Source organism: Bradyrhizobium manausense (assembly GCF_018131105.1).
GTDB classification, from domain to species: Bacteria; Pseudomonadota; Alphaproteobacteria; order Rhizobiales; family Xanthobacteraceae; genus Bradyrhizobium; species Bradyrhizobium manausense_B.
On sequence record NZ_JAFCJI010000001.1, the window covers coordinates 3,932,361 to 3,958,590 of the forward strand.

Annotated in this window: 27 protein-coding genes and 1 tRNA gene; 18 read left to right on the plus strand and 10 right to left on the minus strand. The window is 61.8% G+C overall.

What is annotated here, in order from left to right; genetic code table 11:
- Window positions 1-44: 44 nt before the first annotated feature.
- The 3 genes from JQ631_RS18740 to JQ631_RS18750 all read left to right on the plus strand — a co-directional run bounded on the left by JQ631_RS18740 (window position 45) and on the right by JQ631_RS18750 (window position 2,944).
- Window positions 45-800 carry a hypothetical protein gene (locus JQ631_RS18740; RefSeq protein ID WP_212328147.1) on the plus strand — a complete coding sequence of 252 codons (756 nt, stop codon included), beginning with the start codon at window positions 45-47 and terminating at the stop codon, window positions 798-800.
- Window positions 787-1,536 (plus strand): hypothetical protein, encoded by a 750-nt coding sequence (locus JQ631_RS18745; RefSeq protein ID WP_212328148.1) that lies wholly within the window; start codon window positions 787-789, stop codon window positions 1,534-1,536. The genes JQ631_RS18740 and JQ631_RS18745 overlap by 14 nt, the downstream gene beginning before the upstream one ends.
- Before the next feature lie 190 nt (window positions 1,537-1,726).
- Entirely contained in the window at window positions 1,727-2,944 is a 1,218-nt protein-coding gene (locus JQ631_RS18750; RefSeq protein ID WP_349645005.1) for a hypothetical protein, read from the plus strand.
- A gap of 579 nt (window positions 2,945-3,523) precedes the next feature.
- Here JQ631_RS18750 and JQ631_RS18755 read toward each other — a convergent pair.
- Window positions 3,524-3,760 (minus strand): helix-turn-helix domain-containing protein, encoded by a 237-nt coding sequence (locus JQ631_RS18755; protein ID WP_212328149.1) that lies wholly within the window; start codon window positions 3,758-3,760, stop codon window positions 3,524-3,526.
- 84 nt (window positions 3,761-3,844) lie between these two features.
- Here JQ631_RS18755 and JQ631_RS18760 point away from each other — a divergent pair, with 84 nt between their 5' ends.
- The 5 genes from JQ631_RS18760 to nhaA all read left to right on the plus strand — a co-directional run bounded on the left by JQ631_RS18760 (window position 3,845) and on the right by nhaA (window position 8,092).
- Entirely contained in the window at window positions 3,845-4,330 is a 486-nt protein-coding gene (locus tag JQ631_RS18760; protein ID WP_212328150.1) for a hypothetical protein, read from the plus strand.
- Window positions 4,331-4,823: 493 nt separating this feature from the next.
- Window positions 4,824-5,027, plus strand: coding sequence for a hypothetical protein (locus tag JQ631_RS18765; protein ID WP_349644990.1), 204 nt, complete (start codon window positions 4,824-4,826; stop codon window positions 5,025-5,027).
- Window positions 5,028-5,271: 244 nt separating this feature from the next.
- The gene (locus tag JQ631_RS32500) at window positions 5,272-5,397 is read left to right on the plus strand and encodes a hypothetical protein (RefSeq protein ID WP_283841780.1); all 126 of its coding nucleotides are present in this window, start codon (window positions 5,272-5,274) and stop codon (window positions 5,395-5,397) included.
- 756 nt (window positions 5,398-6,153) lie between these two features.
- The gene (locus tag JQ631_RS18770) at window positions 6,154-6,393 is read left to right on the plus strand and encodes a DUF6894 family protein (RefSeq protein ID WP_212328151.1); all 240 of its coding nucleotides are present in this window, start codon (window positions 6,154-6,156) and stop codon (window positions 6,391-6,393) included.
- Between the two features lie 427 nt (window positions 6,394-6,820).
- Window positions 6,821-8,092: a Na+/H+ antiporter NhaA gene (gene nhaA, locus JQ631_RS18775; protein ID WP_212328152.1), complete on the plus strand. Its 1,272-nt coding sequence runs from the start codon at window positions 6,821-6,823 to the stop codon at window positions 8,090-8,092.
- Between the two features lie 705 nt (window positions 8,093-8,797).
- Here the strand turns inward: nhaA and JQ631_RS18780 are convergent.
- Together JQ631_RS18780 and JQ631_RS18785 are read right to left on the minus strand one after the other, a co-directional pair.
- Window positions 8,798-10,456, minus strand: a complete 1,659-nt coding sequence (locus JQ631_RS18780) for a site-specific integrase (protein WP_249160338.1) — start codon at window positions 10,454-10,456, stop codon at window positions 8,798-8,800.
- An 88-nt stretch (window positions 10,457-10,544) separates the two neighbouring features.
- Window positions 10,545-10,631, minus strand: a tRNA-Leu gene (locus JQ631_RS18785).
- 139 nt (window positions 10,632-10,770) lie between these two features.
- Here JQ631_RS18785 and JQ631_RS18790 point away from each other — a divergent pair.
- Window positions 10,771-11,736, plus strand: coding sequence for a complex I NDUFA9 subunit family protein (locus JQ631_RS18790; protein WP_212328153.1), 966 nt, complete (start codon window positions 10,771-10,773; stop codon window positions 11,734-11,736).
- Between the two features lie 36 nt (window positions 11,737-11,772).
- Here the strand turns inward: JQ631_RS18790 and JQ631_RS18795 are convergent, their stop codons facing one another.
- The 3 genes from JQ631_RS18795 to JQ631_RS18805 all read right to left on the minus strand — a co-directional run bounded on the left by JQ631_RS18795 (window position 11,773) and on the right by JQ631_RS18805 (window position 14,745).
- Window positions 11,773-12,513, minus strand: coding sequence for an SDR family oxidoreductase (locus JQ631_RS18795; RefSeq protein WP_212328154.1), 741 nt, complete (start codon window positions 12,511-12,513; stop codon window positions 11,773-11,775).
- Between the two features lie 3 nt (window positions 12,514-12,516).
- On the minus strand, window positions 12,517-13,842 hold the full coding sequence (locus tag JQ631_RS18800) for an FAD-binding protein (RefSeq protein WP_212328155.1): 1,326 nt from the start codon (window positions 13,840-13,842) through the stop codon (window positions 12,517-12,519).
- 96 nt (window positions 13,843-13,938) lie between these two features.
- Entirely contained in the window at window positions 13,939-14,745 is an 807-nt protein-coding gene (locus JQ631_RS18805) for an undecaprenyl-diphosphate phosphatase (protein ID WP_212328156.1), read from the minus strand.
- A gap of 168 nt (window positions 14,746-14,913) precedes the next feature.
- On the opposite strand from JQ631_RS18805, the gene JQ631_RS18810 reads away from it, so the two are divergent.
- From JQ631_RS18810 to JQ631_RS18820, 3 genes are all read left to right on the plus strand, one after another.
- Window positions 14,914-15,606: a glutathione S-transferase family protein gene (locus tag JQ631_RS18810; protein WP_212328157.1), complete on the plus strand. Its 693-nt coding sequence runs from the start codon at window positions 14,914-14,916 to the stop codon at window positions 15,604-15,606.
- Window positions 15,555-16,730 carry a tRNA epoxyqueuosine(34) reductase QueG gene (queG, locus tag JQ631_RS18815; RefSeq protein ID WP_212328158.1) on the plus strand — a complete coding sequence of 392 codons (1,176 nt, stop codon included), beginning with the start codon at window positions 15,555-15,557 and terminating at the stop codon, window positions 16,728-16,730. The genes JQ631_RS18810 and queG overlap by 52 nt, the downstream gene beginning before the upstream one ends.
- Window positions 16,731-16,913: 183 nt before the next feature.
- A complete protein-coding gene (locus tag JQ631_RS18820; protein WP_212328159.1) occupies window positions 16,914-17,714 on the plus strand; it encodes an acyl-CoA thioesterase domain-containing protein in 801 nt (266 codons plus the stop codon).
- A gap of 45 nt (window positions 17,715-17,759) precedes the next feature.
- Here the strand turns inward: JQ631_RS18820 and JQ631_RS18825 are convergent, their stop codons facing one another.
- Both JQ631_RS18825 and JQ631_RS18830 read right to left on the minus strand, forming a co-directional pair.
- Window positions 17,760-18,230, minus strand: coding sequence for a nuclear transport factor 2 family protein (locus JQ631_RS18825; RefSeq protein ID WP_212328160.1), 471 nt, complete (start codon window positions 18,228-18,230; stop codon window positions 17,760-17,762).
- Window positions 18,231-18,398: 168 nt separating this feature from the next.
- Window positions 18,399-19,211, minus strand: coding sequence for an alpha/beta hydrolase (locus JQ631_RS18830; RefSeq protein ID WP_212328161.1), 813 nt, complete (start codon window positions 19,209-19,211; stop codon window positions 18,399-18,401).
- Between the two features lie 252 nt (window positions 19,212-19,463).
- On the opposite strand from JQ631_RS18830, the gene infC reads away from it, so the two are divergent.
- Complete coding sequence (gene infC, locus JQ631_RS18835; protein ID WP_212328651.1) at window positions 19,464-20,003, plus strand: translation initiation factor IF-3; 540 nt, start codon at window positions 19,464-19,466, stop codon at window positions 20,001-20,003.
- Between the two features lie 64 nt (window positions 20,004-20,067).
- Here the strand turns inward: infC and JQ631_RS18840 are convergent, their stop codons facing one another.
- Window positions 20,068-20,466 carry a hypothetical protein gene (locus JQ631_RS18840; protein ID WP_212328162.1) on the minus strand — a complete coding sequence of 133 codons (399 nt, stop codon included), beginning with the start codon at window positions 20,464-20,466 and terminating at the stop codon, window positions 20,068-20,070.
- A 276-nt stretch (window positions 20,467-20,742) separates the two neighbouring features.
- Here JQ631_RS18840 and rpmI point away from each other — a divergent pair, with 276 nt between their 5' ends.
- On the plus strand, window positions 20,743-20,943 hold the full coding sequence (gene rpmI, locus JQ631_RS18845; RefSeq protein WP_007598540.1) for a 50S ribosomal protein L35: 201 nt from the start codon (window positions 20,743-20,745) through the stop codon (window positions 20,941-20,943).
- A gap of 90 nt (window positions 20,944-21,033) precedes the next feature.
- Entirely contained in the window at window positions 21,034-21,393 is a 360-nt protein-coding gene (gene rplT, locus JQ631_RS18850) for a 50S ribosomal protein L20 (protein WP_092239381.1), read from the plus strand.
- A gap of 8 nt (window positions 21,394-21,401) precedes the next feature.
- On the opposite strand, the gene JQ631_RS18855 is transcribed toward rplT, so the two are convergent.
- Complete coding sequence (locus JQ631_RS18855) at window positions 21,402-21,815, minus strand: hypothetical protein (RefSeq protein ID WP_212328163.1); 414 nt, start codon at window positions 21,813-21,815, stop codon at window positions 21,402-21,404.
- 151 nt (window positions 21,816-21,966) lie between these two features.
- Between JQ631_RS18855 and pheS the strand changes: the two genes are divergently transcribed.
- Genes pheS through JQ631_RS18870 form a run of 3 tightly spaced genes read left to right on the plus strand, consistent with a single transcriptional unit; the run spans window position 21,967 to window position 26,221 of the window.
- Window positions 21,967-23,049 carry a phenylalanine--tRNA ligase subunit alpha gene (gene pheS / locus JQ631_RS18860; RefSeq protein ID WP_212328164.1) on the plus strand — a complete coding sequence of 361 codons (1,083 nt, stop codon included), beginning with the start codon at window positions 21,967-21,969 and terminating at the stop codon, window positions 23,047-23,049.
- Window positions 23,046-25,454, plus strand: a complete 2,409-nt coding sequence (gene pheT, locus JQ631_RS18865; protein WP_212328165.1) for a phenylalanine--tRNA ligase subunit beta — start codon at window positions 23,046-23,048, stop codon at window positions 25,452-25,454. The genes pheS and pheT overlap by 4 nt, the downstream gene beginning before the upstream one ends.
- Window positions 25,451-26,221, plus strand: coding sequence for a sulfite exporter TauE/SafE family protein (locus JQ631_RS18870; protein WP_212328166.1), 771 nt, complete (start codon window positions 25,451-25,453; stop codon window positions 26,219-26,221). Before pheT ends, JQ631_RS18870 begins: the two co-directional genes overlap by 4 nt.
- Window positions 26,222-26,230 lie beyond the last annotated feature (9 nt).

Here is a 26,230-nt window from a genome sequence, read left to right on the forward strand (position 1 = left end):
CCTCAATGAGAGGAACGCCGCATCATCGCTTATGGAATGAGGAAATGACCAACCAACACGTAGCACCGGACAAGCACGACGACCGAATTGCGGAAGCTCTTAGCGTTTGCCTGACCTATCTCGATCAAGAGGAGGCATTTGTGCAAGGGAACCGAGAAACGTTGCCCGATGTCGCTCCCTTGCTCACCGTTCGCTTTCCGTCGAGCACCCTTCTTGAGGCAACGTATGCCCACGGCGTAGATGGCATCGACTCGCCGACAGTATCAGTGCTTATCGAGGATTCGAAGGCAGAGAACCCTCGTCATTTCGACCCTTGGTATTTTGTTGTGTTGCTGTTGCTGGAGTTGTCGGGCGGACGCATCGTCCTGGATCGCTCGAATATGGGCGAGTGGTTTTACGCTGCCTTCGCAGGCTCCAACAAGCGGCAGAACATCAACCTGCATCGCATGATTGCCAACACGCCGATCTGGGGGGATACGAAGCACTATGACAATGCTCACCATGATTGCCGCCGCATCCGACTCTACTGGGTGGGCAAGAACCTTATCCGCAAGCGCGGCCAAAAAACGCGAGATGTGTCGAAGGGGCGCGAGGATATCATTCAGTTCGCGCTAGGCATCTTCAGACGTGAGTTGGAGAAGCAATACGGCCCCCAGCTTCAGGACGATTCCGTACTGCCATCGACCGACCTGACGTTGGTGGATTACGAGATGCTCCTGCGAGTCGCGCTCCAACTGGCAGATTCGATGCATGAGAAATATCGGGTGCAAAGCCGAGATGCGTCCAATGCTGCAGCTTAGCGGCAAGCGGGCAAAACGGCGGGCGGCCCTAAAGGAGAGCATCCGATTAGGTCCGTTCGCGGCAGCAGCCAAGTGCGCCATTCCCGGCTGCGGACGCCAGACCATGAAGGCGGCCCGCGAAGGCCTCGCCCCTCACCACTGTAGGCGCCACGTTGAGCACCGGCAGCGTCATGGGTCCTACTGGCGGCCGAGCTTCAAGGCTTCCGAGTTGCGGCCATTCATCACGGCCGCGACCGCGTATGTCGGCCTTCGGGCAGCTAACGATAAGTTCATCGCCGCCGCGATTGCGGACATGGGAAGGACCCTGGAGGACGCTGGCCCGGTGGAAATTGCGACGCGCCTCAAAGGCATGTCCGCCACACAACGGGCCAAGATCGGACTAGCGCGGCTCCGCGTTGAAGGCGTGCTCCCGCAGCGCATCGTCTCCCTCGTCCTCGCCGTCGCCGCCCTGATCAAAGCCGACGCCACCGCGCCCCGCGCAAAGGAGTTTCGGACAGTGCAAATCTGCAAGGCAGTCCACCGTCTGGCCTCCGGCACGCATCGTGTGTGGGCCGTGGAGGACCATCAAGGCAGGAAACGGCAGATCGAAATGCACGCTTTCCCCAAGTCCACCGGGCGGGTTCTGCGGGAGATGGGGCGGATGCTGGAGGAGCCCTGCGACTGGGCCATTGAGAAGCATGTCGCGGGCGTCCTGGCCCATCGGCAGCGCTATGGGCGCCGCCGCGCGGCGAGCTGATCGATGTCCGCGAGAATTCAAAGCCACATCATTCGCGTGAGCTATCTGGTCGGAGTGAGGCAGTGCGTGCATATCAAGGGTTCGAGCGGGCCACTTTGAACACGTGCTTCACGATCCCATGACGCAATCACCCAACACAATGTGGTTCGATCCACTGCTCCGGGCAAGGACGAACGACCTTGCTCATGCGGTGCAATGCTTGCGCGACGCTCTGCTGCTCCACGAGACCGACATCAGCGCGAGGAAGCGAGCGCGGAAGGAAGCGGACAAGGAGAAGTTCGGCCTCGCCGTTGAGGCGTTGGCCTGCAATTTGATCCTGCTTAGCGCAATCGAGTCCGGCCCCAAGCTCGCGGTGCCCCGGTCGCACGGCTTTCTTTGGCGGGGCGATGGCGGCGCCAACCCGGTATACGGCCAGCACTTCTTATCCGCGATAGATGTCCTTGCATCGCTTGGCCTGATCGAGGAGGAGCGGAGGGGATATAAGCTGTCCGCTAGAATGCGCGTGCCGTCGCTCATTCGAGCAAACACAGCGCTCGCTCAGCATCTGCCGCTGGCACCACCCGATTGGCGAAGCGTTAAGCAAATCGACGACCGCGCTCTGATCACCTTGAAGGAAGGCAAGGATGATGAGGGGCGTGCGGCCACGATTGCCTTCCGGGAGACTCCGAATACGCGCCAGCTTGCGGGACAGATGCGGCGCATCAATGAGTTTCTGCGCAGCGCGGATATCGAGGTGACCGGTCAGAACACCGGCCTCTCTTTAGGCAAGGATGGGCAGGTCATCGCCCCCTATCGCCGCTCCCTTCGGCGAATCTTCAATAACGCCGACTGGAAGCAAGGGGGCCGCCTCGCTGGCGGCTTCTGGATGGGCATGGAGCGGGCCGAGCGGTTTGAGCGCATCCGGATTGATGGCGAGCGAATTGCTGATGTCGATTACAGGCAACTCTTCCCGCGCCTCGCATACGTAAGGGCGGGCAAGCCGCAGCCGGAAGGTGACATCTATGACGTGGCGGGAGATGCGTCCGGGCGAGATGGCTGGAAGACGCTAATGAACGCGATGTTGTTCTCGGACGGTTCTTTGCGGAATTGGCCGGAGGACACGCTTCAGCACTTCCCCTCGGGCACCAAGCTCCGGGATGCGATCAAGATGCTGCTCGCGCGCCATGCACCCATCGCTAATTTGTTCGGTGCTGGGCTCGGCTTTCAATTGATGCGCATCGAGAGCGACATGCTGATCGGGATCATCACGCATCTTGCGAGCATAGGGGTCACCGCCCTGCCGCTCCATGACGCGGTGCTGGTCGCGGAATCGAAGGCCGACGTTGCGGCCGACGCGATGCAGGCTGCTTTCAGCATGTGGACGGGATCTTCCTGCGCGATTGTTTCTGTAGATTTTTGTAAGCGATAACAGTATCTTACACCGGAAATCGGCCTTACGCCTCCGCTAATGGAGGAGGAAGCTAGAGGGAGGAAACTCAGAGGGTCAAAACTTAGAGGTCTATCTCAGGGGCCCTCTAAGGGTTGCCTTCAAGTTGGGAAGGTGACACCGCCCTCCTCCATGGTCACCCCTAAGCGCGGCCTCTAAGGGTCAGCACTTCACCAACCCTGAAGGGTCACCTCCAAGCTTGGGTGAGTGACCACCACCCCTCCTACATGGCCGCTCAAAGGACAGCCCTAAGACTAACCCTTTGGTCTACTCCATAGGGCCAAACCATGTCTGCGGACCAAGGCTGTCTCAATTCATCCTCTGACGCAGCTTCCTGATGATCTCGCTGAGGTCATCGACATACTCCTCGATGATGCGTCGAGCCTCCCCCATGCGCGTCGGCTTGGGCGTCGGACGTTTCTCGGGCTCAGGCTCATCTATGCCTAAGACTTGGCAAGAGGACATAAGGGCCATTGAGCTAAATCAACGGTCTCACTGTTCGGCCCTATCCTGAGGTCCGGTGCTCAAAGTGACCTGCCTAACACCGGACGAGATTCAGGCCTAAAACCGGGGTTTATTCGGAAGGACCAACAGCCGGTCAGGGGTCGTCTTGAGGGCCTTCGCCAGGCGGGCCAAAACGATGATGGTGCAGTTGCGGGTGCCCCTCTCGACTTGGCTGACGTAGGTGCGATCCAGCCCCGCCTCAAAGGCCAAATCCTCTTGGGACAGTCCCAGCTCCTTGCGGGCCCTCCGTACGGCCGCCGCCAATACGTCAACGATCCCTGTCTCGTCTTCCATGCCGGCGAAAGGGCCGAGATGTTGACTTTTGGTCTACGGACTATGAGTCTCATTTCGTTATGTCCGCCTACCGGAGAAGAGATAATGACCTTACGCATTGTTTACGTCTTGGTGTTCTCGGCCACTTTGGTTTATCCGCACAGAGCCACCTTGGCTGCGTCTTGGAGCGAGACTGTTTGCGGTGCAGTGACTAAGAGCCCGCTCTGCGCCCTATTCAACTCCGTTGAGAAAATACCAGAGGATGAACGGCTAAAGCAGATAAGGGAATTTTATCTTGCAAAGCTCGACAAATGGGCCAGCAACGCAGAGCCAGCGACGATGCAAGATCAAGTCGTCAGCAGTTGCGGCATGCTAACCATTGTTACAGCACCGGCCGACACAGCAAGAAACTTCGTCAAAGGGGAAGAGCGCGAAGAATTTGACGCGCGTGTCGATGCCTGTGCAAAGCTGACGGCACAAAGGGCATGGCCGCAACCCGAATTCGCTAAACCTCAGACAGTTGATCTCGTCTGCAATCGCTGGACGTCACTACTTCGCGATCTCTGCATTCGCGCCAAACTAAATGCCTAACGGCGCTTCTAGTCCCCAGCGCAGTGCTCCTAGATCAGCAGGGGCTTTGACCATCTGATGAACGCGTCCGGTCGTTAGCATCGACCTCCGGCCATAGCGCGCTCTCCAAGCTAGGTTTCCGACCAGAGGCGTCTATTTGACGAGCACAGTAGCCAATTTTAGGTGTGACGAATTGGTAGGTCGGCGTTACCATCGTTCCAGCTTCAGAACTGTGATGCTGTGAGGCGGATCATCGAGAGTTTCGCGCCTATATATTAGATGGCGATGGGCACATAACGCTTCGAATTGAGCTTGAGGCCCAGGACGAGGCGGCAGCAAGGGAACGAGCCAAGCAGCTTGTAGACGGGCATGCCGTTGAACTTTGGGAGGGGGCCACCAAGCTCGCTAGGTTCGAGCCCATCCAGAGGCACTAAAAGCTAAACTAGGTGCCATGGAACTGCCGCTTGGTTACCTAGTTAGAATCGCCGAAAAATTAGTACGAGGGAGATGGCAAGTGACGGTGCATCGCCGCAGGGTGAAGCAAACCCTATCCCTTGAAGAACGCCTTGCCGAGCAGGCGAGGCTTCTCCGCGAAGAAGCCGAATTATTGCCGCATGGTCCTGTGCGTGATGCGGCTCTTCGAAGGGCAGAGGAGGCCGAGTCCGGTCTCAACATGAGCGAGTGGCTTACTTCTCCGGGATTGCAATTACCGAAGTGAGTCTCCTAGCCGCCGCCTCAGGAACGGTGAGCGTCATGTCCAAGGAAGCCGCTATAGCCCTATGGTCTTTGGCCGCCGCGTGCGTCCTTGCCTTCAGCATGGCCGCGTTAGTCTCTCCTCACTAGCATGCTCACAAAAAGGCCGCGTCAATCGGCGTCTTCCGTGGCACAAAGCGAAACTGCGGTCTTAAAAATTGTGCCCCCTAACGCTGCCTACTGCGACCTCCACGCTAGGAAATTTTGTGATGGCGTTCGCCTTCGCCTTGATGGTCACCGATGATGGTGCAGTTGCGGTTGCCCCTCTCGACTTGGCCTGCGCAAACATGGCGGCCTGCAAAACGGCAGCAACCGAATATGCCAACACGCGCTGAGCTAACCCAATGCTGAGCTAACCCAATATCGGCTTACTGACACAAACTGGACCACCTCAGCTCAATGTGACGAGAGCCGCTTGTGACCCACGGTGGACCTGCTCGTCGTTCTCCATACGTACTGGTGTTTCGGTCTGTTCCGCTCGCCTGTTTCCGACCTCAGTGGCCTAAGTTGAATATTGCGGTGGCCTAATTTGGTTCGAATGTCCTAGTTTAATGATTTCAGCGCCCTAAGCCGCCTAAGCTCTGGAATGAACAGATTCGATGAAGACCGATACATGGAACTGGCCGAAGATCGAATTGCCCGAGGCGAGCAACGGATTTCGAGGCAGCTAGCGCTGATCGAAAGGCTTCGCCACCGTCGCCAGCCCACTGACCTAGCGGAAGACACGCTCGCTGCCATGGAGGCGACGCTGAGGCAGTTCTACAAACAACGGAACACTTTCCTGTCCCTGACAAAGTAGGACCACCGCAGGTGGCGCCTATGTCGGGTGCGGTGCATCAAAAGAGGCCACCTCTCGGTAGCCCCTTGCCAGATTATCGCGAGGTCGTGCGAAGTGATTGCGCGGTCTGAGCAATTACTAAAGCTTCCCACTCCCAAGGCTTGGCACCCTAAGCTGCCTGGAGGTTAGTGCCATACCGCTGGCCTGTTCCAAGCGGGGTGGCCTAGTTTGAAAACCGCAGGGGCCCGATTTGATTAGGAACGTGCAACAGAACCTATGGTTGGCGCTGATACTCTCATTGAGAGGCGGTGCTATGACGCGGTTCTTTTTTGATATCCGAGATGATACGGGGCTCTATCCTGACGAAGAAGGCTTGGAGTTTCAGTCTCTGCGAGAAGCTGAGATGGAGGCCACCAAAACTCTCGGCGGCCTTGCCCGCGATCTGGCTCAGTTGGACGACCGACCCGACGTGGCAGTCGAGGTCCGCACCGAAGAAACCGGGCGAGTGTTTCAAGCGGCCCTTATTTTCGATGCGAATAAGACGATGCAATGATCGGCTCAACGCCGACCCAACCGCCGCCTGAAGCACCGGCCCCATTGTCCAAAATGCGATGGACTTCCACATCTGTATTTGAAGCTGCCAGATAGCCGCACCGGCACCACGACTTGCGTCTATCGGTGCAATCGATGTGGAGGACTCATCTGGCTCGATTAGGCCGCCTCAGTGGCCGGCCCCTTTCATTCAGTCCACGCTGATTTCCGCTGCTGGGCCCTTTGTCGAACAAATTGAGTCTCGTTGCCATGTCGGCTATCGGCGGCAGACCGGGGCCGTCCTTTGCCATGACCGCTGCTTGTGGACCCTTTGCAGACATCGCAGTTGTGTTCTCGACCCGGTTGTGTAGAAGGGCCACGGGTGCTCGCTGCACGAGGCAGTGACAGGTCAAGCGATGGTCGGGCCGCCACGCGGAGTGCGTGCGCTCATGAACGATCAGCGTCCCGGCCAGGATTTGCCAAGCAAAGACCTGCTGAAAACCCATCCTTTTGTTGAGCGGGCTCTCGCTACATTCGAACATTTCCTACATGTCGAGGCCGTCAGCGGAATAGTACTGCTCGTGGCTGCGGCTTCGGCATTGGTGTGGGCCAACTCACCCTTGGCTCATTCCTATCATAATGTCTGGAACTTTCCGATTCCGCTTCGCCTCGGCACATTTTCGTTTGAGAAGTCGCTGCATTTCTGGGTCAACGACGCGTTGATGACGGTTTTCTTTCTCGTAGTCGGCATGGAGATCCGCCGTGAAATCCATGAGGGCGCACTGAGCAGGTTCGATCAGGCCATTCTGCCGGTGCTGGCAGCCTTCGGGGGGGTCGTCGTTCCTGCGCTGATCTATCTGAGCTTCAACGCCGCTACGGGGCGCGACCATGGCTGGGCGATCCCGACCGCCACCGACATCGCGTTTGCCGTCGGCGTGCTGGCGCTTCTCGGAAAGTCCATTCCTGGCAACGTCCGGGTCTTTTTGCTGGCACTTGCCATCATCGACGACATTATCGCGGTTCTCATCATAGCACTGTTCTACACCAGCGGACTTGACCCCAGCGGTTTCGCCGTTGCCGCGCTCGGCGTTCTCATAGCGTTTGGCCTCCAGCGGATCGGCGTTAGCTCCGCGTACGCCTACATCGTGCCGGCGTTCATCGTCTGGGCGGGATTTCTCATGGCCGGGGTTCATCCCACGCTCGCAGGCGTCGTGCTTGGCGTGATCACACCGGTGCGGTCACTTAGTCCGAGCTTAGCTCCGCCGGTCATCCGTGTGGAGACCGCGTTGCATCCCTGGGTCGCTTACGCCGTCATGCCGCTCTTCGCGCTAGCGAATGCTGGTATCGATCTTAGGAGCCTCGAGTTCGCCGGTGGAACGCAGTTCGTGGCGCTCGGCGTCGGATTAGCACTTTGCGCAGGAAAACCAATCGGAGTGATCGGTGCGACTTGGCTCGCCGTGCGTGTGGGGGGATGCCGGTTGGCGGAGGGCGTCTCGTGGCCCGGCGTCTGCCTTATCGGGTTTTTAGCCGGTATAGGCTTCACCATGTCCATCTTCATTGCCATGCTTGCGTTCACCGACGACAGGCTGCTGGACGCCGCGAAATTCGGCGTGCTGTTCGGCTCGCTTATCTCCGTGACACTCGGCCTCGGATGGGGAGCCGAATACGCTCAGCGGGAACGTAGCAAGGGCAAAAGAACCCATTCTCGTAGCCGATTTTAGACAAACAGGCGTTGAGAGCTACCTTGTGCACTGCCTTGATCAAAGACGCAGTTTTTTAAACGGAAGTACAGCGGAACTGGATCACGAATCTTGAAGCAAGCGTCGCATTCGAAGCTTTGAAGACTTGCCCAATCGCCACAGTTCGACTCAATGGGATCAAACTTGACAGAGCAAAGACCGCCTCACTCGGCGAGTGAATTTACAGGAGGCAGCGGCTTCGTCGGCTGGACCACGAATCGATGCGTTGTTGAGAAAGAAATCGCCAAGACTAATAAGCCTATCATGACAATGATCGTTCCCCGCATGCGGTCATCTTAAGCCAACCCCCGCATGAACCAATATGACTGAAGTCTAAGACCCTCCGGAGCGCATCTCCAGCCAAACTTGATTTTGATCGCACCGAGGTTTTCGCTTATGACGCTCCTTTCCAATCGTCAAAAGTCGAGCGAGGTTCGCGACTCCGCCTGATCATTGATAGACGACTCGGGCATTTTGCCGTGAGGCCTCCGATGTATGATGACAAACTCCTGTTTTGGCTCTCAGTGACCGTGGCCACTCTCGCCGCTGGCTACTTGCTCTATCTCCTCCACTTCATCTTCCTTTAAAATTTGAATCTCATTGGGGTGCGGTATCGCGGCCGGTGATGTCGCCTGTTGGCCATAGCGGGCCTTGCAAGCGCTGAAACTCGTGTCTGCGAGTGGCAGCTTATGCGACGTCGATAATCGGAAACCTTGCGATCGCGTTGGACTTCGCCTTGATGGTCACGTCTCCATATCCCTCCGAGACATTGCGCGGCGCATGGCCCTGAATGGCATCGAGCACGCGCATCTCGACGCCCTGATCAATACCGACAGTCTTGAAACGATGCCGCCAGCCGTGGCTTGGATCAACGTTCTTATCCTTCACCACCTCGCGCACAAACGCATTGACCTTATTACGCACCGTCTTCACCGCATTGCGCACCCCTAGCTCACCGGCCTTGGGGTCAATGAACAGATAGCCGCCCTTCGACTTTTCAAAGAAAGCCAAGAAGCCTTCCTCGATGACTTGCCGGTGGAGCACGACATCACGTGCTTCATCCGTCTTCACCGGTCCAGCCTCGGGCGTCACATGCAGCACCCAAAGCTTGCCTTCGCGCCTGAGGTCCTCCTTGCGTATCTGAATCATCTCGCCCACGCGGGCGCCCGTGAAGGCGCAAAGCCACGGCACCCACCGCTTGGCCGCCGCCAGCTTCGGGGCCTCCCGGCCGGGCACAAACTCGCGGGCGTGCTTCAGGATGGCGATGGCCTCGGAGTCATAGAACCCCTTAGACCGGAGCTTGCGCGGCTTACCTACTTTGATCGTGATCCCTTCGGCCGGATTGCTGGGCAGCCGGCGATTGACTACCGCCCAGCCGAATACCGTTTTCATCCCCGCGAGATCGCTATCCTTCACGGTCTTCGGGCTCACGCCGCTCTGCACCCGATAATCCTTGAAGCGAATTATGTCCTCCGGCGTCACCCGGTTCGCAGTGTCATGCTTCAGGAATGTCACGAGGCGGCCCATCGAGTTGCGATAGCTCTCATAAGTGCTCTGCTTTCGGCCCGCTCGCTTGGCTTCCTTCCACCAGTCCTCGACTAGACCGGTGAGAGAATTCTTGGAGGGGCCCCGCTTTGGCTTTTCCTTCGGCGCACCTTCAGGCGCCTGCCAGTCCGGAAAGCGGGCGGCCTTGGGATCCGGCGCATAATCCCCTCCCGCATTGCGCTGACGGCTCATGAAGGCGTCCCGCAACGCCATCCAAAAAGCGACAAGCAACATGGCGCGCGATTCGCTGTCCGCGCGGCGGATGCCCTTGGTCAGCAAGAGGCGGTCCACGATGCAGCCAAGCTTCTTCTCCAAGTGCTTGAGGTCGCCATCCTTACCGACCTTCTCCCACATAGACACGACGGCCGCCCATTGCGCTTCCTGCTCGTCCTGGCTGTCGGTGTCTGGCGCCCAGCCAACTCCGGGCGTGTGCACCATGGCGACACTCCGGGCGCGGCTCTCGCTGTCCGCCCAAACGCGATAGAGTTCGCCCGCCAAGGCCGTCGCTTGTCGGTGACTAAGATGAGCGGGGGCATCATTGCGGAGAGCTTGCCAGACGCCCTCCAGATAGGCCGCAGCAATGGCGTTAATCGTCTTGGCCTCGCTAGGATCGGCCGTGCGGAGGGAGAAACGAATGGCTTGGGTGCTCTCGCTGGGCGTCACGAAAACGAAGCTATCGGCCAGCGGGATTGCGAGTTCGACACCGATTACTTTGCGGCGGACATCAGCGGGGATGCGCTGAGCGAACCACTTGTTTTGAGACCCGTCGCGGCGCATCGGCCGAACAACCCTGAACAGCAATGTTACACCCCATTGTTACACAGTCGGGGCCAACGCAACACTCTGATCGGGCTTATCTATCTGGATTTGTTTAATATCCAGAATCGTATGGTGCCCAGGAAAGGACTCGAACCTTCACGGCCGTTAAGCCACTGGCACCTGAAGCCAGCGCGTCTACCAATTCCACCACCTGGGCATGCCGTTTGGGGCACGGAGGCGGTTACTACGGTTCAGTGACGCCGTTGTCAATTCATGGTTCGGGATGCCGATTGCGCATTGCAAACCGGGTCGATACAAGCCTGATATTACGCACTCTTCCTGCAGGATTGGCTCCTATGGCATCGAATCTGGAAACTCTCGTCACGGTTTTCGGCGGATCGGGGTTTTTGGGCCGGAATGTCGTCCGCGCGCTGTGCCGGCGGGATTACCGGGTCCGCGTCGCGGTGCGGCGGCCGGAGCTAGCCGGGTACCTCCAGCCCTCGGGCAAGGTCGGCCAGGTCCACACCATCCAGGCCAATCTGCGCTATCCGGCCTCGGTCGAGGCGGCGGTGCGTGATTCGCATGTCGTGATCAATCTGGTCGGCATCCTCGCCGAGGGCGGCGCGCAGACGTTCGACGCCGTCCAGGCCAAGGGCGCCGAGACCGTCGCCAAGGCGGCGGCCGCCGCCGGCGCCAGCCTCATTCATGTCTCGGCGATCGGCGCCGACGCCGCTTCGCCATCGCGCTATGCCAAGGCCAAGGCGGCCGGCGAAGCGGCTGCGAGCGCGGCGGTCCCGTCGGCCACGATCTTCCGTCCCTCCGTGATGTTCGGCCCCGAGGACCAGTTCACCAACCGTTTCGCGGCGCTGGCGCGGATGTCGCCGGTGCTGCCGCTGATCGGCGCCGAGACGAAGATGCAGCCGGTCTATGTCGGCGACGTCGCCACCGCGATTGCGGACGCCGTCGACGGCAAGGCCAAGGCGGGCGCGACCTACGAACTCGGCGGGTCCGAGGTGCTGACCATGCGCGAGATCATCGAGTCGATCCTGGAGATCACCGACCGCAAGCGCGCGCTGGTGCCGCTGTCGTTCGGCCTCGCCCGCTTCAAGGCCGCCTTCCTGCAATTCGCGCCGGGCGCGTTCAAGCTGACGCCGGACCAGGTCACGCTGCTCCAGCGCGACAATGTCGTGTCGGATGCAGCGAAGGCCGCCGGGCTCACGCTCGAAGGGCTCGGCATCGCGGCCGATTCGTTGGAAGCAGTTGCCCCGCAATATCTCTGGCGCTTCCGCCCGCAGGGTCAGTTCCAGCGCATGGGCGTGTGAGGCGGCTCTCTCTCCGCCGTCAGCGCCGCGACGGTCTCAGAACTTCAGCTTCTTGAAGATCGCCTCGGGCAGCGTCTTGATGATGAGCATCACGAGCCGCCAGATGCCGCTGACATAGACGACGTCAGTCTTCCTCTCGACGGCGCCGAGGATCGCGTCGCCGACGACCGGTGCGTCGACCGTGAGCGGGCCGATCAGCTTCATGCCCTCAGTCATCCTGGTGCGGACGAAGCCCGGCTTCACGGTGACCACATGCACGCCGCCACGGCTGCAACGGGCGCGCAGGCCTGAGAGGAACGCGGAGAAGCCCGCCTTCGCCGAGCCGTAGACATAATTCGAGGCACGGCCGCGATCGCCCGCGACCGAGGACACACCGACAACGGTGCCATTGCCGCGGGTCAGGAACTTTTCGGCGAACAGGCCGAGGATCAGCGACGGGCCCTCGTAATTCGAGCGCATGATCGTGGTGGCATGGGCGAGATCGCTCTCGGCATCTTGCTGCACGCCCAAAAGGCCGACGATCGAGATGACAACGTCGGGCAAAGAGGGAAGGCCGGCGACGAAGCCGTCGAACGACGCAGTATCGAGCACGTCGAACTTCAACGTGCTCGCTTCGATGTTGTAGCGCGCGCGCAGGTCGGCGGCGTCAGGCTCCAGCGCGGCGGCGTCGCGGCCTGCGAGGCCGACATTGTAACCCGCCTTGGCGAAAGCACGTGCGGCGGCGCGGCCGATATCGGAGGAGCCGCCGAGCACCAATACGGTCTTGCGTGACGTCACGGCTTAAACCTCATCGAACAGGCGTTGTGACAATTTTGAGCGGATGTTGCAGGCAGGATCGAGCGATTTGCGGATCGCGTTGAAGCGCGACAGCGCGCCATAACCGGCCTCGAAGGTCGCGCGCGACTGGCGCGCATCCTTGGCGAGATAAAGCCGGCCGCCGGCGGCAACGACCAGGCTATCGATCTCGTCGAGGAAATTCAGGATGTCGCCCTTGACAGGGAAATCCAGCGCCAGCGTGTAGCCGGGCAGCGGAAACGACATCAGGCCGTCGCCATGGCCAAGCTTCTTCAGCACCGCGAGGAAGGAGGCATCGCCACGCTTCGAGACGCGTTCGAGGATCTCGCCGATCACGCCGCGTGCGCGCTGTTCCGGGATCACGCATTGATGCTGGAGGAAGCCGCGTCGTCCATAGATGCGATTCCAGTCGGCAATGCTGTCGAGCGGAAAGAAGTACGGATAGAGCGAGACCACGTGGTCGCTGCCGGCGCGCCTTGCGCCCATGCGGTAATAGAGTTCGTTGAAGGCGCGGATGCTGTACCGATTCAGCGTCATCGACGGCAGGTCGATAGGCACGGCGAGCCCTGGATTCCTGCCGACGGGAAAGCGATCGGCGCCTTCGGCAAGTTCATCGATGCGGGCGTGCTCGCCGAGATAGATCAGCGAGCGGCCGAGATCGCGCCCGCGCGCCACGCAATCGATCCACGCCACCGAATAGGTCGCGGAATCGCCCGCATCGAGCGCGCGCATCGCGGCATCGAGATCGGATGCGGAGACGACGCGCTCGCGGATCCAGCCAGTCTCGACGGGACGCAGACGCATCGTCGCTTCGAGGATCACGCCGGTGAGGCCCATGCCGCCGACCGTCGCGAAGAAGGCATCGGAGTTCCGGTCGCGCGAAACTTCGATGGTCTCGCCCTGCCCGGTTCGCAGCAGAATGCTGTCGACATAGCGGCCGAATCCGCCCTCGCCATGATGGTTCTTGCCGTGAACGTCGGCCGCGATGGCGCCCCCGACCGTGACGAACCGCGTGCCCGGCACCACGAAGGGCAGGAAGCCGCGCGGGCCAAAGGTGTCGATGAGGTCGGCCAGCAGCACGCCGGCTTCGAGGCGAATGCGGCCGGTCGCCGGATCGAACGAGCTGATACGGTCGAACCCGGTCATGCCGATGGTTCTGGCAGCGCCGATCGCGGCATCGCCATAGGCGCGGCCGTTGCCCCTCGCCACCGAGCCGGCGACGACGGCCTCGCCCACGGCCTCGAACGACCTGGGACGCAGCACTTCGCTATCGACGACCGGGAAGCGCCCCCAGCCGCTGACGAGGGTCATCGTTCAGCTCCGCCCGCGGGCCACCCCGCTCCGGATACTGCCTAGCTGTCAAAAGCTGATATTGCGTTGAGGCTTGTCAGCGAGTTTTTCGAGAAGTTAACGGCCCAGCGCCAGCGCGATCAGGCCGAGCGTGCCGACGATGACGCGCCACCAGGCGAACACCACAAAGCCGTGGCGGGTGACGTAGCCGAGGAACGCCTTCACCACGATGATCGCGGTGATGAACGACACCACGAAGCCGATCGCGACGATGCCGATGTGATCCATCGTCATCTCGGAGCGGTTCTTGTAGAAGTCGTAGGCGAACGCGCCGATCATGGTGGGAATGGCGAGGAAAAACGAGAACTCCGCCGCTGCCCGCTTGTCCGCGCCCAAAAACATCGCGGCGACGATGCTGGCCCCGGAGCGCGACACGCCCGGGATCATCGCGATGCACTGCGCGATGCCGATATAGAGATACATCAGCAGCGGAAACTTGGTGGCGTCATGCTCGCGCGCCTTCAGATCGAGCCGATCGACCCACAGCAGGATGGCGCCGCCGACGATCAGCGAGAAGCACACCACCCAGGGATTGAACAGCAGGCTCTTGATGTATTTGCCGGCCACGAGGCCGACGATGACAGCGGGCAGGAACGCGACCAGCACGCCGATCACGAAGCGGCGCGCATAGGCATCGCCCGTAAACATACCGATCGCGACATCCCACAATTTCTTGAAGTAGAGCACGACGATCGCGAGGATGGCGCCGAGCTGGATCAGAACGGTAAACGAATCCCAGAAGGCGCCCTCGCCGAGGCCGAAGAAACGCTCAGCAAGCAGCAGGTGGCCTGTCGAGGACACGGGAAGGAACTCGGTCACACCCTCGATGATGCCGAGGATCACTGCCCGTATTGTATCTGACATATTTACGGTCCATTTCCGCTGGAAAAGCGGGGTTCTTCTCGCCTATTCCCCCAAATGCTGCAATCGCAAAATGCGAAATGACGGGTTGTCTCGCGGTTTTGAAGAACTAGTGTGGCGCCGCACAAACATTGATGGATTCTTAAGCACCATCAAATAGTCAAAGGGTTCATGTTTACGCTGTTTCATCATCCGTTCTGTCCGCACTCGCGCTTCATCCGCCTGATCGCGGGCGAATACGGGCTCGAACTGAAGCTGGCCGAGGAGCGCAGCTGGGAACGGCGCGAGGCGTTTCTGCTGCTCAATGCGGCGGGCACCACGCCGGTGCTGGTGGACGACGAGCAGCCGCCGATCCCGGGCGCGGCCATCATCGCCGAATATATCGACGAGGCCTATGGCGCCGAGATGGGCCCCAAGCGCCTGATGCCGGAGACGATCGCCGAGCGCGTCGAAGTGCGCCGGCTGATGGCCTGGTTCAACGAAAAGTTCTTCGAGGAAGTCTCCCACCCGCTGGTCACCGAGCGCATCTACAAGCGCTTCATGAACGAGGAGAGTGGCGGAGGACCGCCCTCGCCCGACGTGATGCGCGCCGCCAAGGCCAACGTGCGCTATCATCTCGCCTATATCGGCTGGCTGGCGCAGACGCGTAACTTCCTCGCCGGCGACCGGATGACCTACGCGGACCTCGCCGCCGCGGCGCATCTCTCGGCGATCGACTATCTGGGCGACGTGCCATGGAGCGAGGACGACGCAGCAAAGGCGTGGTACGCGCGGGTGAAATCCCGCCCGTCGTTCCGTCCGCTGCTGAGCGAATGGCTGGCTGGCGTGCCGGCATCGCGGACCTACGTGGACCTGGATTTCTGACCTCCGATCCGACTGAACTGAAGGCGGCGCTGGCGCGCGAAGCGCAAGCGCTCGGCTTCGACTGCATCGGCATCACCGAGCCGGGCACGATCGAAAAGGCCGGTGCGCATTTTCTCGAATTCATCGCCACGGGCGGCCATGGCGACATGGACTGGCTCGCGAACCAGCCGGAGCGTCGCGTCGATCCGCGCGGGCTGTGGCAGGACGTGCGCAGCGTGATCATGCTCGGCGTCAATTACGGGCCCGACCAGGATCCGCTCGCGATCCTGCAGCAGCGCACGCGCGCGGCGATCTCGGTCTATGCGCAGGGCGACGACTATCACGACCTCATCAAGAAGCGGCTGAAGGCGCTGGCGCGCTGGCTGGTCGTGACCGCGCCGAGCGAGGTGAAGGTGTTCGTCGATACCGCGGCGGTGATGGAGAAGCCGCTCGCGCAAGCCGCGCATCTGGGCTGGCAGGGCAAGCACACCAATCTGGTCTCACGCGAATTCGGCTCATGGCTGTTTCTCGGCGCGATCTACACCACGCTCGAGCTGCCGCGCGACGACACGGAGATCGACCATTGCGGCTCATGCCGGGCCTGCCTCGACATCTGTCCGACCTCGGCATTCCCCGCGCCCTACAAGCTCGATGCGCGGCGCTGCATCTCGTATCTCACCATCGAGAACAAGGGACCGATCCCGCAGGAGTTCCGTAAAGCGATCGGCAACCGCATCTATGGCTGCGACGATTGCCTTGCGGCCTGCCCCTGGAACAAGTTTGCGCAAGAGGGGCGTGAAGCAAAGCTCGCGGCGCGCGATGAATTGCGCGCGCCTGGTCTCGCTGAGCTTTCGCGACTCGACGACGCCGCGTTTCGTGCGCTGTTCACAAAATCGCCCGTGAAGCGCATCGGCCGTGATCGCTTCTTGCGGAACGTACTGATCGCGATCGGAAATTCCGGTGAGGCGGCGCTGGCGGACGAAGCGCGGCGACTGCTTGATGATGCGAGCCCGCTGGTGCGTGGCGCTGCGGTGTGGGCGCTGGGGCAGCTGGTGGCGCGGGACGCGTTTGCGGCGATGAGAGCCGTCGCGTTGGACAACGAACGCGACGACGGCGTGCGTGAGGAGTGGCAGGCCGCCACCTAACTCTCGGTGTCACTCCTTGCGAAAGCGGGGAATCCAGTACGCCGCGGCTTCTCGGGCAATCACTGCCGTCTCGGAGTCCTGGATCGCCCGATCAAGTCGGGCGATGGCACCATTGTTGTTGCTGCCCCCGTACGCGCTTCACCACCCTTGATTTCCCCGCCCATTCCCGCAAAGTCGCGCGTCATGACAACAAGCATTCCCTTCTTCACCCGCGACGGCGATACATTCCATCCGACGGAAGTGGCTAACGGCCCGTGGGATCCGAAATCGCTGCACGGACGCGTCATCGTCGGACTGCTCGGCTTCGCCATTGAGGAACGCCATTCCGGCCCTGAGTTCGTGCCGGCGCGGCTCACCGTCGACATGTACAAGCTGCCCACCATCGACAAGCCGATCGAGGTCACGACCCGGCTCGTGCGCGACGGGATGCGCATTCGCGTGGTCGAGGCGGAGTTCTTTTCGGCCGGCGTCAGCATGGCGCGCGCGTCGTGCCAGCTGTTGCGCAAAACGCAGAATCCGGACGGCAATGTGTGGTCGCCGCCGAACTGGGACGTGCCGAAGCCGGCTGACATTCCAAAGCCGACCGATCCCCGGCTCGGCATGAACGGCAAATGGACGACGCGCCCGATCGTCGGCCATATGGGCTCGCTCGGTCCACGAAAACTCTGGATGAGCGAAGTACGCGAGCTCGTTGCGGGCGTGCCGATGACGCCGTTCGTGCATGTCGCTGTTGGCGCAGATTTCGCGAGCCCGTTTGCGAATGCCGGCGACAAGGGGCTCGGCTACATCAACAGCGACGTGACGATCTATCTGCACCGTTTGCCGGTGACGAACTGGATCGGTTTCGACGTGGTGAACCACCAGGCCACCGACGGCGTGGCGATCGGCGAATGCTGGCTCTATGACGAGCAGGGCCCGATCGGCACCGCGACAGTCGCCGCGCTTGCGCAGCGCAAGCCGATGGCGAAGCCGCCGCCGCCGTAGTTTTTGTCATTCCGGGGCACGCGAAGCGTGAGCCCGGAATGATGGCTAGGCGAGATGCCGCTTCATCTCCGGCCGCGCCTTGAGCTCCGCCCCCTGCTTGCCGACGATCTTCGCGATCCTTTCAGGCGCGAACTTCAGATCGACGAACGCAGGCGCCGTGTTGGCGACCTCGTGATAGCTGACGATTCTGCCGTCACGCAGCGTCATGATCGCCACGCCCTCGAACATCGCCCGCGCGCCGTTCGCTTCCGGCAGAGTTGATTTGTAGCTGAAGGTGTAGCGCGCATAGAGCGTGGTGCCGTTGGTGACAGGGTCATGCATGTCCCAGCGGAAATCCGTCGCCGTGCGATAGAACCAGTCGTCGACCATCGCGGCGATTTTTTCGCGGCCCGCGAACGCGCCGTAGAAGACGTCGTGATAGACGCCGTCCTCGGTGAACAGGTCGGCAAAGGCGCGGCCGTTGCGTTGTTCGACCGCGTCGCAGAACGCGCGCAGCATGGCGGTGGTGGTTGTCATTGGATTGCCTCCCTTGTTTTTCTTTCCCTCTCCCCTCGTGGGAGAGGGTGGATCAATCGCGCGTCGCGCGATTGAGACGGGTGAGGGGTATGTCTCCGCGGAAAGAACCCCTCATCCGGCGCTTCGCGCCACCTTCTCCGCAAGGGGAGAAGGGAGGCGAAAGACACTTCACCCGATCTCCGCCACCGCAGCAAGAATGCGTGCGATGTCCTGCGGACGGGAGAGGCGGTGATCGCCATCCTGGATCATGGTGAGCACGACGTCGTCGGCCGGCAGGCGGTGCGTCAGTGCGAAGGCATGCTGCCACGGCACATCGGGATCCTGCGCGCCTTGCAGAATGCGGACGGGGCAACCGAGATCGATGGCGCTGCCGAGCACGAGATGGTTGCGGCCCTCCTCGATCAGCTTGCGCGTGATCGGATAGGGCGTGCCGTCGCCATATTCGGATGGCCTGAGCCAAAAGCCCTTGGTCTCGATCTCCTTCTTCACGTCGGGCGAAAAGTTCTTCCACATCAGTTCTTCAGTGAAGTCGGGCGCCGGCGCAATCAGCACCAGGCCCGCAAGCGAGGCTTTGGCTTGCTGCTTTTCCTGACGCTTCCTGATCTCGCGCGCGAGCAGCAGCGCCATCCAGCCGCCCATGGAGGAGCCGATCAAAATTTGCGGACCGGTGCAGAACCGCTCGAACACCGCGACGCTGTCCTCGAGCCAGCTTCCGATGGTTCCGTCGGCGAAATCGCCGCTGGATTCGCCATGGCCGGAATAGTCGAACCGGACGGCGGCACGGCCATGCTCGCCGGCCCAGCCGTCCAGCGCCACCGCCTTGCCGCCCTGCATGTCGGATTTGAAGCCGCCGAGCCAGACCACGCCGGGCCCTTGACCAGATCCTTGGCCGGCGCGGTGGCGCACCGCGATCCTGCGCGCCGAGGAGCCCTCGCCCAATTCGATGAAGTCGAGCACGGCATCGGAAATTGCTGAGGTCATGGAACGTTTGCTCTGGTTGTGCGGTTTGACGTGTTCGGGTGCGTACCCGAACGCAACCCTATATTGGCATTGTCCCTTTGGGACGCTTGCGGAACAGGGGCAAGGTGTCTATGTCGTGCACCGTGCCGAAAAGCGTGGCCAAAATGCCTCGCATTTGAGGGTTTTTCGCTGCTCGCAACAGCGACTTGCTTGCCGCCAAACGCATCTTCCTGCAAAATAGCCGCTTCCTTTCACAATCTTGGAGAACCACCCATTCGCCGTCCCAATAGAGCCCCGCCCGTTGCCAGCAAAGACGGGCCGCGCATCAATGATGATATTCGCAACGCGCAGATCCAGCTGATCGATCAGACCGGTGAAAACAAAGGCACGGTCGAGACGATGATGGCCATCAAGATGGCCCAGGAAGCCGGCATGGATCTGGTTGAGATTTCGCCAAATGTCAGCCCTCCCGTCTGCAAGATCATGGACTACGGGAAGTATAAGTATTCCGCGCAGAAGAAAGCCGCCGAAGCCCGCAAGCGTCAGAAGACCGTCGAGATCAAGGAGATCAAGCTCCGTCCGATGATCGACGACCACGACTATGACGTGAAGATGCGCGCGATGCTGCGGTTCTTCGAGGAAGGCGACAAGGTCAAGATCACCCTGCGTTATCGCGGCCGCGAAATGGCGCACCAGGAGATCGGCACCAAACTGCTGGACAAGATCAAGACCGACGTTGCCGAGCTCGCCAAGGTTGAGCAGGACGCCCGGTTCGAAGGCCGCCAGGTCGTCATGGTGCTGGCGCCGCGCTGAAGCCAACGCGCAACAGCTAAAGTCTTAACGGCCCGTCCGGATCTCCGGCGGGCCGTTTGTGTTCTCAGGTCCGCGACGCCTGCCAGGTTCCGCTGCATTGGTCACCGGAGATGATGCCCCGCCAGGAGCCTGCCCCGGCTGCACCGCCGAGCCGACCACCGCCGGTGGCGTGAGAGGCGCCGACCGACACCTGGACCGCAACGGCTCCGCCGTGATTGACCGAGCCGGACACCCTGCCGCCGCCGGCGGACGAGACCCGGGTCCCGGTCACGGTGAAGGGGACGCTGTAGCCCGAGCTGCAATTGCCGCGGGTGGTGGCAAAGGTGACATTCCAGACGCCGTCATAGCCGGCGATGCGGGCATCGGCGGTCGACGGGACGGCCGCCATGGCGAGCACGGTAAACAGCGCGAGGCTACGGGGACGGGCGACAACAGGTAAAATCGATCGGGAAAAATGGGCCATTTTGGTCCTGCTCCGGACGAGGCGGCGTGAACAACGAGGTCGCAACACCCAATAGTCGGCGAGCAGGTTTCGCGGGTTCATCGTCGTTGCCAATTCGCCCGTTCTCTGTCATAAGCCCGACCTTCATCGCCCGGCTGATTAAGGGCTGCCGTGGCGGTGTTCGTGCGGGTTTCGCGCTTGTTCGCAAAAACCTGAGCACAATCAACGCTCTAACGAGCATTTTTGACGGCCACGCCGCCTTCGCGGGCGGATTTCGTTGGCCATTAGGAGAGCCAAATGCCCAAGCTGAAGACCAAATCGGGCGCTAAAAAGCGCTTCAAGGTGACTGCCACCGGCAAAGTGATGTTCGCTCATCGCAGCAAGCGTCACGGCATGATCAAGCGGACGAAGAAGCAGATCCGTCAGCTTCGCGGCACCGCTGTGCTGTTCAAGACCGACGGCGACAACGTCAAGAAGTACTTCTTGCCGAACGCCTGATCGCGTCCAAGATCGACGAAGATCATTGCCATCTGCGCCGCGTTTTGCGCGGCGATCCGAAAAACCAAGTCATCTCTGAAGGATTTCGTCATGTCTCGCGTCAAACGCGGTGTGACCGCTCACGCCAAGCACAAGAAAGTCTACAAGGCCGCCAAGGGTTTCTACGGCCGCCGCAAGAACACCATCCGCGCCGCCAAGCCGGCCGTGGAGAAGGCCCAGCAGTACGCCTTCCGCGACCGCAAGCGTAAGAAGCGCACCTTCCGCGCGCTCTGGATCCAGCGTCTCAACGCGGCCGTCCGTCCGTTCGGCCTGACCTACAGCCGATTTATCGACGGTCTCGCCAAGTCGGGCATCACTGTGGACCGCAAGGTGCTGTCGGATCTCGCGATCCACGAGCCCGCGTCGTTCCAGCTGATCGCCGAGAAGGCCAAGGCCGCTCTCGCGGCCTAAGCTTGGCGCTAGCGGGCCGTCTGGCCCGCAGACTTCAGCGCGCGTTGCGAGTAGCGCTGGGCGACCTCCGCCCGGCAGAATGCCGTAAACGAGAGATACATGGTGCCGGACTTGTTCCGGTACTTAACGTCGCACGCGTGCATCTCGCGCTTGTAGGCCTTGCTCTGCGCGGCGTTGAGGCCGGGCTTGAAGTCCGCCTCGCATTTCTTTTCAACGGCGGCGCCGAGCTGGACATCGCCGCTCGCGGTCAGTTCGCAATCCCTGAAGACCTTCATCGCGCTGTCGCAGCCCTTCTGGCTGCCGATGGTGTCGACGACCTCGTCCAGCGTCATGGATTTGTCCATGCAGACCATGGCGCGCGCAGGCGTGACGGCGACCGGCAACACGATGGCCAGGACGGCGAGAGCGGATTTCGAAAGCATCGCGAAGGTCTCCTCGTAACCTCCCTTGGTGCCCTGCCCCCGCGCGAGGTTCAACCCAGCTGGTCCAACCCCGAAATGACCGGCTTTTTGCTTGACGTTACGCCCTTCTGGCGGCGACAACCCAGCCGAATTTGGAGCCAAGGATTTGCCTGTGTCCGACCTCGCAACGCTTGAAACATCCATCCTCGACCAGATCGCCGCCGCCGGCGATGAAGGCGCGCTCGAAGCGGTGCGCGTCGCAGCCCTCGGCAAGAAGGGCTCGATCTCGGCGCTGCTCGCCACGCTCGGCAAGATGTCGCCCGACGAGCGCAAGACGCAGGGCGCGGCGATCAACCAGGCCAAGGACAAGGTCGCCGAGGCGCTCGCCGCGCGGCGCGATGTGCTGAAATCAGCCGCGCTCGACGCACGGCTCGCCTCCGAGACCGTCGACGTCACGCTGCCGCTGCGCGACGCGCAGGCCGAGGCCGGCCGCATCCATCCGCTGAGCCAGGTGTGGGACGAGCTCACCACGATCTTCGCTGACATGGGTTTCTCGGTCGCTGAAGGTCCGGATATCGAGACCGACGATTACAACTTCACCAAGCTGAATTTCCCGGAAGGCCATCCGGCGCGCGAGATGCACGACACGTTCTTCTTCCATCCGAAGGAGGACGGATCGCGCATGCTGCTCCGTACCCACACCTCGCCGGTGCAGGTGCGCACCATGCTGACCCAGAAGCCGCCGATCCGCGTGATCTGCCCGGGCCGCACCTACCGCATCGATTCGGATGCGACCCACACGCCGCAATTCCACCAGGTCGAAGGCCTCGTCATCGACAAGCATTCGCATCTCGGCCACCTCAAATGGATCCTGCATGAGTTCTGCAAGGCATTCTTCGAGGTCGACCACATCAACATGCGCTTCCGTCCGTCGTTCTTCCCGTTCACCGAGCCGTCGCTGGAAGTCGACTTGCAGTGCCGCCGTGACAAGAACGATATCCGCTTCGGCGAGGGCGAGGACTGGATGGAGATCCTCGGCTGCGGCATGGTGCATCCGAATGTGCTGCGCGCCTGCGGCATCGATCCCGACGAGTACCAGGGTTTTGCCTGGGGCATGGGCATCGACCGCATCGCCATGCTGAAATACGGCATCGCCGATCTGCGCCAGCTGTTCGACAGCGACGTCCGCTGGCTCAACCATTACGGCTTCAAGCCGCTCGAAGTGCCGACACTCGCCGGAGGGCTGAGCTCGTGAAATTCACCCTCTCCTGGCTGAAGGATCATCTCGACACCGACGAGCCCTTGGAAAAGCTCGCCGACAAGCTCACCATGATCGGGCTCGAGGTCGAGAACATCGAGGACAAGGCGAAGGCGCTGAAGCCGTTCACCATTGCGAAGGTGATCTCGGCCGAGCAGCACCCGAATGCCGACCGCCTGCGCGTCTGCATGGTCGACACCGGTGACGGTGGCGCGCCGGTGCAGGTCGTGTGCGGAGCGCCGAATGCGCGCGCGGGGCTCGTCAGTGTATTCTCGCCGCCCGGCACCTACATTCCCGGCAAGGACATCACGCTCGGTGTCGGCACCATCAGGGGCGTCGAGAGCCGCGGCATGCTGTGCTCGGCGGCCGAGTTGCAGATCTCCAACGACCATGACGGCATCATGGAATTGCCGGCGGATGCGCCTGTTGGTGCCGGCTATGCCGAATGGGCCGCGCTCGGCGATCCCGTGATCGAGATCAACCTGACGCCGAACCGGCAGGACTGCACCGGCGTGCACGGTATCGCGCGCGATCTCGCCGCTGCCGATATGGGCAAGTTCAAGGACCCGTCGATCAAGCCGATCAAGGGCGAATTCCCCTGCCCGGTGAAGGTCACGGTCGAAGACGCCACGCTGTGTCCGGGCTTCGCGCTGCGCCTCGTGCGCGGCGTGAAGAACGGCCCGTCGCCGGAATGGCTGCAAAAGCGGCTGACCGCGATCGGCCTGCGTCCGATCAATGCGCTTGTCGACATCACCAACTTCATGACCTACGACCGCGCGCGCCCGCTGCACGTGTTCGACGCCAGCAAGGTGAAGGGCAATCTGGTCGTGCGCCGTGCCCGCGACGGCGAAACACTGCTCGCGCTCGACGGCCGCACCTATAACCTCGATCCCTCAACTTGCGTGATCGCCGATGAGCACGGCGTCGAGTCGCTCGCGGGCATCATGGGCGGCGAGGCCTCGGGGTGCGACGAGACCACCACCGACGTCCTGATCGAATCGGCGTTGTGGAACGAGATCAACATCGCCCAGACGGGCCGCAAGCTCGGCATCAACTCCGATGCGCGCTATCGCTTCGAGCGCGGCGTCGATCCGGCCTTCATGGTGCCCGGGCTCGAGCTCGCCACCAGGCTGGTGATGGACATGTGCGGCGGCGCGCCGTCGGACAACGTCGTGGTCGGCAAGGCGTTCGGTGACGACCGCATCATCGAATTCCCGGTGACCGAGGTGAAGCGTCTGTCCGGCATCGAGGTGCCGATGCCGGAGATGAAGCGCATCCTGACCCATCTCGGCTTCATGATGGCCGGTCCGGGCCCGGTCGTGAAGGTCGCGGTGCCGTCATGGCGGACCGACGTGCACGGCAAGGCCGATATCGTCGAGGAAGTCGTCCGCATCTACGGTGTCGACAAGGTGCCGATGACCCCGTTCGAGCGCGGCGAGGACGCGCGCAAACCGGTGCTGACGCCGCTGCAGCTTCGCACCCGCCGGGCACGGCGCGCGCTGGCGAGCCGCGGCATGACCGAGGCGGTGACGTGGTCGTTCATCACGAAGGCCGCGGCACAATTGTTCGGCGGCGGACAGCGCGAGCTCGAAGTCGCCAACCCGATTGCCGCCGATCTCTCCGACATGCGGCCGAGCCTGCTGCCGGGTCTGGTCGCTGCCGCGCAGGCCAATGCCGATCGCGGCTATGGCGACGTGGTGCTGTTCGAGGTCGGCCAGGTCTTCAGGGGTGATCGTCCGCAGGATCAGTTCATGACGGCGAGCGGCGTGCGCCGCGGCCTTGCGTCGTCGGAAGGATTGGGGCGGCATTGGTCCGGCTCTGATCAGGCCGACGTGTTTGACGCCAAGGCCGACGCGCTCGCGGTGCTGGCCGCGGCCGGCGCTCCCATGCAGGCGCTTCAGATCGTCGCCGGTGGTCCCGCGTGGCTGCATCCGGGCCGCTCCGGCACGATCCAGATCGGACCGCAGAACGTGCTCGGCTATTTTGGCGAGATGCATCCGCGCGCGCTGGAGGCACTCGGCGCCGACGGTCCGCTTGTCGTGTTCGAGGTGACCCTCGATCGCATCCCGGAAGCGAAGAAGAAGCCGACGCGCGCAAAACCGCTGATCGACCTGTCGGCGTTCCAGCCCGTGTCGCGCGACTTCGCCTTCATCGTTGACCGCACGGTGAAAGCCGCCGACATCGTGCGCGCTGCGCAGGGCGTCGACAGGAAGCTGATCACCGGCGTGAACGTGTTCGACCTCTATGAGGGCAAGGGCATCGACGACGGCAAGAAGTCGATCGGCATCGCCGTGACGATCCAGCCGCGCGAGAAGACGCTGACCGACCAGGAGATCGAGGCCGTCGCCGCGAAGATCGTGGCGGAGGTCACGAAGAAGACCGGCGGTACGTTGAGAGCATGACGCTTACGGACTTCCTTCCCAGGGATGTCAGTCTCACCATTGCGATGGCGCTCTGCGCCATCGCTTTCGTCTCGGGCACTGCGCGCGGCTTCTCGGGGTTCGGCGCGGCGTTGATCTTCATGCCGCTGGCAAGCAGCGTTGCGGCGCCGCGGCTGGTTGCGGCACTTCTGCTCGTCATCGATTTCGTCTCGGCCGCGCCGCTGCTGCCCAACGCCTGGCGCAAGGCGGACCGCAAGGCGACCGCCGTGATCGTGCTGGGCGCGCTGGTCGGCGTGCCCGCCGGCACCTATTTCCTCAGCGTGCTCGAGCCCGTCACCACGCGCTGGATCATCTCCTGCTTCGTCGCCGCGCTGCTTCTGCTGCTGCTGTCGGGCTGGCGCTATCGCGGCAAGGACCATGCCTGGCTCTCGGTCGGCATCGGCGGCCTCTCCGGCTTCTGCAGCGGCCTTGCGCAAACCGGCGGGCCGCCGATCGTGGGTTACTGGCTCGGCCGTCCCATTGCGCCGCTCGTCGCGCGCGCCAACATCGTGCTGTTCTTCGGCGCGTCGGATTGCTTCTCGATGCTTAGCTATGCCACGACAGGCCTGATCTCGCGCGAGTCGCTCGTGCTCTCGCTGATCGTCGGCCCGGTCTATGCGCTCGGCGTCGCCTTCGGCGCCTCGCTGTTCGGCCGCGCCAGCGAGATGGTCTTCCGCAGGATCTGCTACGCCCTGATCGCGATGGCCGTGATCACCGGGCTGCCGGTGCTGGACGGGGTGTTGCGCTAGTTGTCGTCC